This window comes from Saccharibacillus sp. JS10 (assembly GCF_024436065.1).
Classification (GTDB): Bacteria; Bacillota; Bacilli; order Paenibacillales; family Paenibacillaceae; genus Saccharibacillus.
Window position 1 is genome coordinate 131,237 of the sequence record NZ_JANFNS010000001.1, and the last position, 12,494, is coordinate 143,730.

Annotated in this window: 9 protein-coding genes; 8 read left to right on the forward strand and 1 reads right to left on the reverse strand. The window is 46.0% G+C overall.

Going from position 1 to position 12,494, the window contains the following annotated elements; all coding sequences use genetic code 11:
• Positions 1 to 131 precede the first annotated feature (131 nt).
• Complete coding sequence (locus NOM90_RS00590) at positions 132 to 383, forward strand: YolD-like family protein (protein WP_255939223.1); 252 nt, start codon at positions 132 to 134, stop codon at positions 381 to 383.
• Positions 384 to 990: 607 nt separating this feature from the next.
• Here NOM90_RS00590 and trhO read toward each other — a convergent pair.
• Positions 991 to 1,872: an oxygen-dependent tRNA uridine(34) hydroxylase TrhO gene (trhO, locus tag NOM90_RS00595; protein WP_255939224.1), complete on the reverse strand. Its 882-nt coding sequence runs from the start codon at positions 1,870 to 1,872 to the stop codon at positions 991 to 993.
• A gap of 185 nt (positions 1,873 to 2,057) precedes the next feature.
• Here trhO and murB point away from each other — a divergent pair, with 185 nt between their 5' ends.
• From murB to NOM90_RS00630, 7 genes are all read left to right on the forward strand, one after another.
• Positions 2,058 to 3,080 carry a UDP-N-acetylmuramate dehydrogenase gene (gene murB, locus NOM90_RS00600; protein ID WP_255939226.1) on the forward strand — a complete coding sequence of 341 codons (1,023 nt, stop codon included), beginning with the start codon at positions 2,058 to 2,060 and terminating at the stop codon, positions 3,078 to 3,080.
• A gap of 182 nt (positions 3,081 to 3,262) precedes the next feature.
• Entirely contained in the window at positions 3,263 to 6,109 is a 2,847-nt protein-coding gene (locus tag NOM90_RS00605; protein WP_255939228.1) for a chitinase N-terminal domain-containing protein, read from the forward strand.
• A gap of 165 nt (positions 6,110 to 6,274) precedes the next feature.
• The gene (locus NOM90_RS00610; protein WP_255939230.1) at positions 6,275 to 7,405 is read left to right on the forward strand and encodes a nucleotidyltransferase domain-containing protein; all 1,131 of its coding nucleotides are present in this window, start codon (positions 6,275 to 6,277) and stop codon (positions 7,403 to 7,405) included.
• A 53-nt stretch (positions 7,406 to 7,458) separates the two neighbouring features.
• Positions 7,459 to 8,223 (forward strand): GTP pyrophosphokinase, encoded by a 765-nt coding sequence (locus NOM90_RS00615; RefSeq protein ID WP_255939231.1) that lies wholly within the window; start codon positions 7,459 to 7,461, stop codon positions 8,221 to 8,223.
• A gap of 194 nt (positions 8,224 to 8,417) precedes the next feature.
• On the forward strand, positions 8,418 to 10,049 hold the full coding sequence (locus NOM90_RS00620; RefSeq protein WP_255939232.1) for a tetratricopeptide repeat-containing diguanylate cyclase: 1,632 nt from the start codon (positions 8,418 to 8,420) through the stop codon (positions 10,047 to 10,049).
• Positions 10,050 to 10,182: 133 nt separating this feature from the next.
• Positions 10,183 to 10,899 (forward strand): response regulator transcription factor, encoded by a 717-nt coding sequence (locus tag NOM90_RS00625; RefSeq protein ID WP_255939233.1) that lies wholly within the window; start codon positions 10,183 to 10,185, stop codon positions 10,897 to 10,899.
• A complete protein-coding gene (locus NOM90_RS00630) occupies positions 10,899 to 12,467 on the forward strand; it encodes a sensor histidine kinase (protein WP_255940497.1) in 1,569 nt (522 codons plus the stop codon). The genes NOM90_RS00625 and NOM90_RS00630 overlap by 1 nt, the downstream gene beginning before the upstream one ends.
• Positions 12,468 to 12,494 lie beyond the last annotated feature (27 nt).

Consider the following 12,494-nt stretch of genomic DNA (forward strand, 5'->3'; position numbering starts at 1 on the left):
AATCTAGATCGAGTTTTTTTGTTGGGAACATATGTACGCAAAATGTTCAATCAATTTCGCTTTTTCATGCCTTTTTTAGATATAAAAATGCTATAATTGAATTATTACGCATAACGCAAGGAGGAAGCGGTTTGGCAAAAGGAAAAGTAGCAAAGCGGCCGACCCGCGACGAGTTTGTTCTGGAAGAAATCGGGAATCAATTGACTGAAGCCTACCAGGAGAAATCCGTTGTGGAATTGACGGTCTGGGGAATGCCCGAAGCAGTTCGAGGTACGATCGTAAAGATGGACTCAAGAACGGGTAAAGTTCATGTCGAGCAAGAAGCGGAAACTTTAAAAGTCTCTTTCATGGATATTATGGCGCTGAACTATCCGCGCGATTAATAAAAGCTTCGTCTTGCCTATATTTGCATCGCGGCATAACAGAACTGATGGCATACAAAAAGAAGCTCTAACCGAAAATATTCGGATAGAGCCTTTTTTCTGTGAGAAGGATGAGGCGGGAGGGCTTGAGCTGAGCGTCAGAGACGCTGCGAGAAAAAATCGTTTAACTCGCTGTTTCACTCTTGAATAGGAATCATTAAATGGAATTTAATGATTCCTATTCAAGAGTTCAAAGGCGATTTAAACTGAATTTTTCTCTCCGCTCCGACCTCCCGGGCGGTGTAGGGAGAAAGAGCGTCCTCCTACATATAGGAGGACGCTCTTGAAGAGATTTTATTACCCAATTCGATTGGTAAAAAATTGGAGCCTTTCTTTTCCCCCTTCTCCCATAACGGAGAGGGGAACTGCCACGCGACCCGCGAACGGCAGCGAAGGGGCGGGGGAGATGGAGAAGCGAAGCGTTCGCCTTTAAAATCGGATTTTTCACATTAGACTTGTCTATTTCAATAGAAGAAAATCCGATTTTGACAGCGATCGAAAGCTCCCCCGCCCCGTAGCGCCTCCCAACCGCAAACTTTCCGCGTCACTCAACCGTAAACGGTCTGTATCAGATCGCCGCTACGGATTCTTTGCACTCGTCCGAGCAATAATGACTATGCTCATCCGAACAAGATTCACACACCAAGTGCTGCAAGTTGCACACCGGGCAGTTTACATACGTATCGGTCGGCTCGTCGCAGTGGTAACATTTTCCGACGACGCTAGGCGCTACATGGTTGATCGGAACCGAAATGCGTTCATCGAATACATAACATTTTCCGTCGAACAGATCGCCTTGCACTTCTTCGTCTTGACCGTAAGTGACGATGCCGCCTTCAAGCTGAGCCACATCGGTGAATCCTTCTTCCATCATGAAGCCGGTCAGCTTTTCGCAGCGAATACCGCCGGTGCAATACGTTAAGATGGTTTTATCTTTGTGTTCCGCCATATTTTCGCGAATCCATTCCGGGAATTCACGGAACGAATCGATATTCGGACGGATCGCATTACGGAAATGTCCAAGGTCGTACTCGTAATCTGTGCGTCCGTCGAGTACAATAACATCGTCGCGTTGAAGTTGTTCATGGAACTCTTTTGGCGACAGACGCTTGCCGGACAGTACATTCGGATCCAGTTCTTTTTCATAACGGAACGTAACCAGTTCTTCTTTATGACGGACAAACAATTTTTTGAAAGCATGTTCGTCAGACTCGTCGATTTTGAAAACAGTGCCTTCAAAACGCGGATCCGCTAACAGATCTTTCATATATTGCTGGGTTTGCTCATACGTGCCGGACAGTGTACCATTGATGCCTTCGCTGGCAATCAAAATACGTCCTTTAATACCGAGGTCTTTGCAATATTGCAAATGTTGAGCCGTAAACTGTTGAGGCTCGTCGATTTTGACAAATTTATAAAAAAGCAAAATGCGGTAAGACGTGGTTTCCATATTATATCACCCGGGATCTCATTGATTTTTGCCGCCGCTTCCTGTAGGATGCTTGCGTGCAACTTAAAAGTTTAGACGTTTTCTCCACATTCGTCAATGAGTTCATGAAGTAATCTTCAAAACCTATATCGAAATACCCATAGATGAAAGAAAAATCAAGTGTGCAAAAAGGAGAGAGTTTTAAAATGACTTCGCAAAACCAACAATTTGAACAACTATGCCGTAAAGACGTGAAACTATCTGCGTATTCGACTTATGAAATCGGAGGTGCCGCTAGACATCTAGCGCTGCCGCATACGATTGAAGAACTTACTATTATGCTGGACGGTGCGCGTTCCAAAGGATTAAATCCTTTTTTGTTTGGCTCAGGATCGAATACACTTTTCCCGGACCATCCGCATGAAGACATGCTCTTTTTTTCACTGAAAGAACATATCGAATTTAAGCTACTGCCCGGTCGATTGTTTGTATCCGCGGGCACGCCGATGACGCTGCTTGCTTTATTCGGGCTTTACACCGGAATCGATTCGTTCGATTTCACTTTCTTGCTGCCGGGAACGCTTGGAGCGGGCATTTATATGAACGCTAAATATTTCAGTCATCAAATCAGCGATGTGTTAGAGACGGCTTACGTGATCGACAAAGAACATCCGGAAAAAGGATTGATTTCTGTTCCGATCAGCGATTGCGAGTATGCGTACAAAAAGTCGATCTTTATGCGCAAACCATGGATTGTAGTCGGTGCGGATCTGAAGCTTCCGGTCGATCCGAAATTGACGCCGCAGCAAACCGAAGAGCTTTTTGCCAAACTAAAGTCGAAAAACTTACCGTCTTCGGTATTGCCTGACTATTATCGTCACTATACGAACGAGCTGAATATCGCGGCGAAGCAAGGTTTTAAAGTACGTCAGGAAATGCTGGACGTGATCGAAGACCGTAGCGGCAAATTACATTTCGATTTTCCTTCTTGCGGTTCGGTATTCAAAAATAATTACACGATCGGCGAACCGATGGGTAAGCTTGTCGATCGTATCGGGCTTCGAGGAACCGTAATCGGCGGCGCGATGATCTCTGATCACCACGGCAATATTATTCAAAATCGAGGCGGGGCAAAAGCGCAAGACGTGGTAGACCTTGTACATCTAGTTCAAGAGAAGGTAGAAGCGAAGTTCAAATTCCTACCAGAGCCTGAACTTGTGATTGTTTAAAATTGGTTCTATAGAACTAAAAATTGAATTTTACAGGAATTTTACACTTTTTATCAATTTTTTTACGAAACCATGAACTTTCCTGTTTGAACCCATGCTAGAATGAGACGCAGATGGCTGGATACCAAAATCTTGCTATGTCTGAAATTGTTCTCAAAAGCAGTCAAACAGGAGGCGGTTACGTGAGTAAGTTTTCAGTTTTAAAGTCAAAAGGTGTCAAAGCATTATTGGCATTATCGGTTTTTGCGTCGCTTGAAGTCGGTTTGTTGTCGAATATTCCGGTATCTGCGGAGACGGCTGCTGATCCAGCTCCGTTTATCAATGCGAAAGTCGTCAATCAAAATGCAGGTAAAAAAGTTCTGTTCGACAACACTCACGCGCAAACAGCGGGAGCAGCAGACTGGGTGATTGATGGCGGATTTTCTGATTTCGGTAACGGAATCGCAGGTGAAGGTTATGATGTCAAAGAGTTACGCAAAACAACGCCAATTACATACGCAGACTTGGCAGATTACGATGTATTCGTAATTGCGGAGCCAAACATTCCGTACAAGGCTAGCGAACAAGCAGCAATGCTGCAATATGTTCAGCAAGGCGGCAGTATTTTCTTCATCGGCGATCATTACAATGCAGACCGTAACAAAAACCGTTGGGACGGTTCGGAAGCGATCAATGGTTACCGTCGAGGCGCTTGGGAAGATCCAACCAAAGGCATGAGCAGCGAAGAGAAAAATTCGGCAGCGATGCAAGGCGTTGTGAGTTCCGACTGGCTGGGCGAAAACTTCGGCGTACGTTTCCGTTACAATGCGCTGGGTGATATTACCGCGAATCAGATCGTAGCTGCGGATCAAGCTTTCGGAATTACCGAAGGCGTCAAAGGCGTAGCGATGCACGCAGGTTCGACGCTCGCGATCATGGATCCGCAAAAAGCTAAAGGTATCGTGTATCTGCCAAAAACGAATGCGGCTTGGGGGAATGCAGTCGATCAAGGCGTATACAACGGTGGCGGTATCGAAGAAGGCCCTTATGTAGCGGTTTCTAAAGTCGGGCTGGGCAAAGCAGCATTTATCGGCGATTCTTCACCGGTCGAAGATGCGTCGCCAAAATATTTGCGTGAAGAAACAGGCGCGAAAAAAACAACTTACGACGGATTCAAAGAGGTGGACGATGCGAAGCTTCTGCTGAATACGATCAATTGGCTTGCCGCTCAAGAAGACTACACAAACTTGAACCAAGTAGACGGTCTGACTTTGGATCAACCGACAGCGTTGTTGCCATTCGAAGATCCGGCAGTTTCAACAGAACCACAGCCTGAACCGTGGGCGTCTCCAGCTGCTGGCTACAAATGGTGGGATTCTTCCACATTCAAACCGGGTTCTTACGGTTCGTCCGTAACGGTTACGCAACCGGTATTTAACGTGATTCACCAAGATCAATTGCCGAATGCGCAAGAATTCCAAATCCGCGTCAAAATCGATAATCTGGCTCCAAACTCAACGACATCGGGTTATAGTGCGGGAATTTATGTGACGGGCGGTACGCAAGTTGCACAGGTTCAAAATCCGGATGGTACATTCCCGACTTCGTATGGATATAGCCAGACGTTCAGCGTTACCGCTGATGCGAACGGAACGGCGTATCGCGATATCGGCGTTCGCATCAAGCCGGGCACAACAGGAGCAGCAAGCTTGCGTCTTCGTCAAAACGGGACAAACCTGCTCACGAAAAGTGTGACGATTGCGAATGTTCCAGCTCAGCCGCTTCCAGCGATCGAGCAACCTGAGGAACCGGGTACGCAAATTCCGGAACTTAGCAGCATCGCAGCTGCGCGTACGCAAAATGAAGGTCAAGTTGTAACGCTGGAAGGCGTAATTACGACGGCTCCGGGTGCTTTTGGCGGACAAGCTTTTTACTTGCAAGATGACACAGCAGGGATCTATGTCTTTCAAAGCGAAAGCGGATTTCAGCAAGGCGATAAAATCCGCGTAACGGCGCCTCTTGCGCTCTACAATACCGAACTTGAATTGACAACTCCGATCGCGATCGAAAAAGTAGGTACAGCAGAACTTCCTTCTCCAATCGTGTCCGATACAGTAACGAACGACAATCAAGGTCAATTGATTCAGTTGAAAAACGTAACGGTATCGAACGTAGTTGCGGCAACGCCTGTTGGTACATTTGAATTTGACGCCACTTCGCAAAATGGAGTGACAACGCACATCCGCGTAGATGGCCGTACAGGTCTGACTCAAGATCGATTCGCTTTCGCGGAAGGCGATAAAATCGACGTAACAGGTGTCGCTGCGATCTTCCGCGGCGCATTCCAATTGAAACCACGCGGTGTAGCGGATGTAGTAGCAGCGGCAATCACAGAAGAGCCGCCTGTTGAGCAGCCAGAACCGGAGCAACCGCAGCCTGTCGATGGAACAGCTACAGCGGCTCCAGGAACTCCGGTACTTAGCGACAATAACGGACATGACAACGGTCTTCGCGACGGTAGTTATACGGTAACGATGAATCTGTGGTGGGGAAACAACGGTTCTTCGTATACATTGTATGAAGACGGTAAAGTGATCAAAAGCGGTCTGTTGAGCGATGTTTCACCGAATGCCCAAAAACTATCGGTACCGATCGAAGGCAAAAAGAATGGCGTTTACAAATACGAGCTTGAGCTTAAAAACAAGTTCGGGGCAACAAAAAGCAATCTGCTCACGGTCAATGTCACAGACGCATCTCCTGCTCAAGCCATATTGTCTCAAGATAATTGGGATCGCGACGGTGATTACAACGTGAAAATGAATCTGTGGTGGGGCACAAATGCGGATTCTTACGAATTGTATGAGAACGGACAATTGGTAGATACGCAAAGCTTGAACGTTTCCACACCAGGCAGCCAACAAGCAATCACGAAAATTAGCGGTAAAGCGCCAGGCGTCTATGAGTACAAAGCGGTATTGAAAAATGCAGCGGGCGAGACGTCGACACAAATCATTAAAGTTGAAGTCGGCACAATCGCAAACGCGGCTTAATTCAATCCAATACGTTTTCAATCAAAAAGGATTTCTTTCTCCCAAAAGCGGAGGGGGAAATCCTTTTTTGCTTCCTCACTTTGCTCTATCTGTTCGCGGGATGGTAGAATGAATAGAAATATTGACGGAATCTCAAGTAGGTAGATGAACGGGGGATCAGGCAAGATGACTAAACTCAATGTCTTCGACGTATCTTCTGCATTGATTCAGCGCATTGGACAAGATTATGCAGAAGATGTCGCAATTGCTGCGTACTATGGTTCATACATAGATGGAACTGCCACCGAACGTTCGGATTTGGACTTTTTTTTCATACCGTCGACGCCGCGAGGCAAAGATATGGCTCTTTCTTTTATCGTAAATGGAATCAGTTTCGACTTTTGGCCGATCAGTTGGGAACGTGCAGAGTCTATGGCGCGTATGGAAGACAGTAAGACCGGAATTTTGGCAGATAGCAAGTTGTTATACGTAGGTTCGGACAATGATCTGGATCGATTCAATGCGTTAAAAAAACAGATTCAAGACATTTGTTCTTTTGAGGGAGAAACTTACTTTTTGGATCTTGCAGAAAAAAAGCTACAGCCTGCGTATCCACTGATGATGGAATTTAGGCGTTCCGGCGTATCGCAGTCTTTATCGGATTGTCGATTGCAGTCTTTTGATATTATCACTCCGGCGCTTGAAGCACTCACGCTTGCGAATCGAACGTATTTGAAAAAAGGCTGGGGCAAAAACCTGATGCAATTGTACAATCTGAGTATTCGCCCGTCGGATTTGGAAAAAACGTTAACGACGATCATGCGTAGCGCCGACATTTCGATATTGATCGAAGCTTGCGAGCATTTGCTCTATTTGGTTCAGACTTTACTGAATCAGCGTAGAACTCAATTTCAGACGCCGACTCAAAATTACAAAGAACGGGCTCAAGGCTTTTTTGAAGAATATAAAGGGCTACTTGATCAATTACAGACCGCTTGCGAACGAAAAGATTATGAAGAAGCTTTTTTCACAGCCGTCCTTGCAGAAAGCGAATTGTATCTATTCCTCGTTTTTTGCGAAACAGGTTATTGGGCTTCGGGGCAAGAAGCGATTGAACAAGGAAGAAAAATTGCGCAACAAGCAAAACTTCCGGCGCTGGTATCTTTGATTGACCCGGTCAGCCTGATTCCGCTTCAGTCTGCGGCTCATTTTCTCGAGATTCAGTTAGAGCGTTGGTTCCGCGAGAAAGGAGTAGAAATTCGAAAATTCGAAGATTTAGAGCAGCTGCGTGAATTTTTATCTTCTACACCTGAATAAGTAACGAAGACATATTCGAAAATGTTTTTTTAGAAAGGAACCGAATTTATTTTATGGAAAATAACGCTGTAGACTTTATCGGTAAATCTATTCCTTTAGAGCAATTAAAGTCTTTTCGCGACGAAGTGACTCGGTTTATGATGACGTATAAATTTGCGCTGGATGAGATGGAGACGAAGATCGACATTTTGAAGCAAGAGTTTCAAACGTTACATGATTACAGCCCGATCGAGCATACAAAATCAAGATTGAAATCGCCGGAAAGTATCATGAACAAATTGATTCGCAAACAACACGATATTTCATTGTCTTCGATCAAAGAACATATTCGCGATATTGCGGGGCTGCGTATCACTTGTTCCTTTATTTCGGATATTTACAAAGTAAGCGAAATGCTACAACAACAAGACGATCTAAAAGTGCTGGATCAAAAAGATTATATCGCCAATCCGAAAAGCAATGGTTACCGTAGTTTACACCTATTGATCGAAGTGCCGGTTTTTCTATCTGATCGAACCGAACACGTTTGTGTGGAGTTGCAAATCCGCACGATCGCGATGGATTTTTGGGCAAGTCTGGAACATAAGATTTTTTATAAATACAATCAAGACGTGCCGGAAGAATTGCTTGCAGAACTTAAAGCGGCTGCGGAATCGGCGGGTTCGCTCGATCTACAAATGGAAAGATTGCAACACGAAGTTCAAGCGATCAAAGATGCAAACGAAGTCGAAGAGCGCGAGAAGCTCAAATCGATTCAAATTGACGGGCAGCATTTTCGTATCCCGGGAACGTTGCTTGATATATTGGGACAAAGTTGATTTTGTGAAAAGACCTGAGAGATAAATGCTTTCGGTCTTTTTTCCTATATAAAATAGATCGAACTATTCATAAAATCATTGATTTTCACATCGGCTAACCTTACTATATTGTATACTTAGCATTAACGTTGTTTCGTGACCGTAAGGATCGGTCTAAGTAGCGAAGCGATAAGGCTGTTACAGGAGGGACTACCTTGCCGGATCATCATTCAAAACAGACTAGTCCGGGCATGCATCAGCCAGATTGGACGATGCTATACCGAAAAGCAACTACGGTAGGCTGTAAGCCTTCAGAATTTGAACAGGTACTGGATATATTAGAAATTTTGCCTTATCGCGATATCAGTACCGCAATTGTTCCGGTACAGCAAGCGATTCAAGTGGCAGAAAGCTTGGGAAGAGAAGATCTGATACACCGTGCTCGATTGGTGCAAGCCGATGTATTCGGCCGTCAAGGACGAGTCGCGGAAAGTGGACGGATGATTCGAGAAATTAACGCTTGGGCAGAGAAACACGGATATAAGCATCTTTTAGCGCGAAGTCATCGGTTGCTAGCTGGTTTTTTTCGGCGTGTAGGCGATCATGAAAGTGCGCTTGAACATGCTTTTCGAGGGCTTCAACATTTGCCTAATGATGTGTCTCAGACGACGCGCGCGGATCATCTGATGATGTTGGCTTTGACGCTCGACGAAGCGGGTTCGTTCGAAGATGCGAAGCAGCGATTCGATGAAGTGCTGCAAATTGCGTACAGCACAGGAGACGTACAATTTGCACTCTACGCACTCAACAATATGGCGTACACGTATTACGATAAAGGCGATCTCGAAGCCGCTTCGCGTATGATTGAACAAATTCGTGATTTGTCAGAGCGACATGGATTTCCACTTATTGCCTTATTGCTAGATACGATCGCCAAAGGCGAAATTTTGCTGGGACGTCCTGAAGAAGCCGAAAAAACACTGCTGCCTGTTTTGACAGACCCAACGCAGCGGAAGTTGAGCGAGCTGGTCTCTCTTCCTGAATGTATGTTGACCGTCTCGCAAGCTCAGCTTGTTCAAGGCAAATTAACGGAAGCGCAAGCGATGTTAGACGAAGCCAGACATCTATGTGAAGAACATGGTCTGGCGCGGATCAGTGTACAAGTCCGTCTGCGGCAAGCCGAATTGTATGCCGCTTCAGGCAAGTACAAAGAAGCGTATGAAGAACATGTGTTATTCCACGAAGAAGCGGAGACATTACGTTCTTCCGAGCGTGAAGCCAAAGTAAGCATTTTGCAAGCCGTATTTGAAGTGGAAGAAGCGCGAAAAAACAGCGAACTTTTTCGTGAGATGGCGTTGCGAGACCCGCTTACCGGCCTACGTAATCGACGTTTTTTCGACGAACATCTGGATAGCTTGTTAGCGAAACGACAAGAAACAGGCGAGCCGTTGACAATCGCGCTGATCGATTTGGATTCGTTCAAAAAAATCAACGATACGTTGTCGCATGAAGTAGGCGATACGGTATTGATTAATGTGGCGAAAATCTTATCGGTATCCGCAGCGGAGCCAGCTGCTGTCGCGCGACTTGGCGGTGAAGAGTTCGTTGCTGTGTTCCCGCGTGCGGATCGGCATCAAGGCGTGGAATTAGCAAATCGGATGTGCCGAGCGATTCGAAATGCAGGTTGGAGCCCGATCACTGGAGAATTACCAGTAACGGCAAGTATCGGCGTGCATACGGTAGAAGGCAATGATTTGATGAATCGGACCGAATTGCTCGCGATCGCGGATCGTCGGTTGTACACAGCCAAACGATCCGGCAAAGATCAAGTCGTAGCTGAAGATTGATGGCGTACTTCATCACATAGCCGCAGTGGAAATTCGATTCCCTGCGGCTTTTTGCGATGCGGTCAGAATTTTGAAGATTTATAGCAGATAGTGTTTAATAAGAACAAACCGTTGCAAGCCAGGAGGAAATCAGATGAGCAAAAAAGTGCTGGTTGTCGATGACGAACCGGGAATTCGAAATGCGATCGCATACGCGTTAAAACGCGAAGGATACGATACAGACACAGCCGCAGACGGCGAAGAAGCGCTTGAAAAAGTCGAATCGTTCGCGCCTTCTGTATTGGTACTCGATGTTATGATGCCTAAAATGGACGGATACGAGGTGTGCCGCAGGTTAGAAAATCGTAACGGGATCGGAATTATTTTGCTGACCGTCAAAAACGATATGATCGACAAAATTGTTGGGCTGGAATTGGGCGCTGACGATTATATGACCAAACCTTTTGAAATTCGTGAAGTATTGGCACGTGTCAAAGCGTTGATGCGCAGAGTCGAAAAAAGTACAGTTGTCGCCGAACCAAGCGAGTCTACGGTGGACGATTCGGATCGCGACGATCTGATTGAGCTGGGTGCATTACGTATCCGTATTTCGCATCGTACGGCGGAGCTAGACGGAGAATTACTAGAGTTGACGCCGAAAGAATTCGATTTGCTGACGTTATTGGTATCGCGTCCGTCCCGGGTATTCACCCGTGATGATTTACTGGATCGGGTATGGAGTATGGATTATATCGGCGGTACGCGCACGGTAGATATTCATGTGCAGCGCTTACGCAAAAAGCTTGGCGAAGATCATCAGAGCATGTTACAGACCGTATACGGCGTCGGCTATAAAGCGATCTCATCGTGATGAAGATCAGTATTAAGCTAAAATTCACATTGTTTCTTGCTGCGCTGCTGACCTTGACCGTTGGCGTATTAAGTATTCTGGTTTTGCAAGGAACCGAGCGTAGCCAAAAGCAACAGATCGAAGATACGATGGCACGGCAGACACAGCTAGCGAATCTTCGCGTTCGGCAAGAATTTTATACGCAAGAACCTAGACTGAATCCAACCGATTTCCTACAGCAACAAGGGGTACGCTTGTCTGATGAATTATCCGACTTAAGCGGTATGCCAGTGACATTGTATGATGCTAAAGGCGATCGGATTGGCACATCTTTGCCCGGCGAAATCCCGCCGCTTGAAGGCGATCCAACAGGTGCTTCTTCGTTTCGTTACGCAATCGACGGTCAGGTCGCTTATTGGCAGCAAGGCAGTTCACTTGAATATTTCGCACCGCTTGAAGGCCCGGAAGGTCAAATGGGCGTCATTCGATTCCGCTACTCGATTGCGACGTATCAAGCGGCTTACGCAGATACGCAAGAACTTTTTGTACGGATCGGATTTGGCGTTGTCGGGCTGAGTTTTGTACTCGGATATCTGTTTTTCAATCGATTTGCAGCCGGTATTATTCGCCTCAAAAAAGCCGCAGATGCGATCCGGCGCGGCGAGTTTATTCATCATGCACCGCTTAAGCGGCGCGGAGACGAACTGGGGCAACTGGGTGAAGGGCTGTATGAAATGAGCAATGCGATTGAGCGTAATATTCAGATCATGCAAGACGAACAGCATAAGCTCAAGCTTGCCGTCGAAAAACTTCAATCGTTGGAACGTCAGCAAAAAGAATATATCGGCAATATCAGCCACGAATTCAAAACGCCGCTTACTTCGATCAAAGCTTATGTGGAGCTGCTGGAAATGTATGGTGATGATCCAGAATTGTTGGAAGAAGCGCGAAGCAATATCGGCAAAGAATCGCAACGACTGTATGAGATGGTCGAAAAAGTGTTGCGCCTTGCCGAATTGGAAAAATACGATTTTGAGATTCAAGCCGAAGTGATGGACCCTGAAGAAGCCCTGCAAGATGTGATCGGACGGATGAGAGGCAAAGCGGAGCGCTTTGATCTGACTCTGCATTTGGAATTACCGAAGTCTAAGGGGATTAAGCAAGACGCGAATTCGGCTGCTTTTCCGCTATGGGTTGACCGAGAAAGTTTTATGCACATTTTCGTAAACTTATTGGACAATTCGATTAAATATAATCATCCTGGCGGTGAAGTTCGTATCTGTTTGGAACCTAGACCTGCTAGCCATATGCAAGAACAGCGCTCAGAAGTGGAATATTTGGCAATTAGAGTTAGCAATACCGGGCCTGCGATTCCAGAAGAAGTTCGCGCGCGCATTTTCGAACCCTTTTTCACAGTTAATCGAGATCGAGCGAGACAATCGGGAGGTAGTGGGCTTGGGCTTTCTCTTGTCAAAAGATTAGTTGAAGCACAAAACGGTACGATTGAGCTGATTTCTTCAGATGAACAAGGGACGGTTTTTGAACTGACTTTTCCGATTATGTCTGAAGATTCTGCAAAAAAAGAATAAATGATTGAGTCTGTTTACGTGTTCGAA

Excerpts from the sequence above, each read along its gene's own strand:
- NOM90_RS00615 (WP_255939231.1), top strand. The coding sequence starts at position 7,459 with ATGGAAAATAACGCTGTAGACTTTATCGGTAAATCTATTCCTTTAGAG.
- NOM90_RS00625 (WP_255939233.1), top strand. The coding sequence starts at position 10,183 with ATGAGCAAAAAAGTGCTGGTTGTCGATGACGAACCGGGAATTCGAAAT.
- NOM90_RS00630 (WP_255940497.1), top strand. The coding sequence starts at position 10,899 with ATGAAGATCAGTATTAAGCTAAAATTCACATTGTTTCTTGCTGCGCTG.
- murB (WP_255939226.1), top strand. The coding sequence starts at position 2,058 with ATGACTTCGCAAAACCAACAATTTGAACAACTATGCCGTAAAGACGTG.
- NOM90_RS00610 (WP_255939230.1), top strand. The coding sequence starts at position 6,275 with ATGACTAAACTCAATGTCTTCGACGTATCTTCTGCATTGATTCAGCGC.
- trhO (WP_255939224.1), bottom strand. The coding sequence starts at position 1,872 with ATGGAAACCACGTCTTACCGCATTTTGCTTTTTTATAAATTTGTCAAA.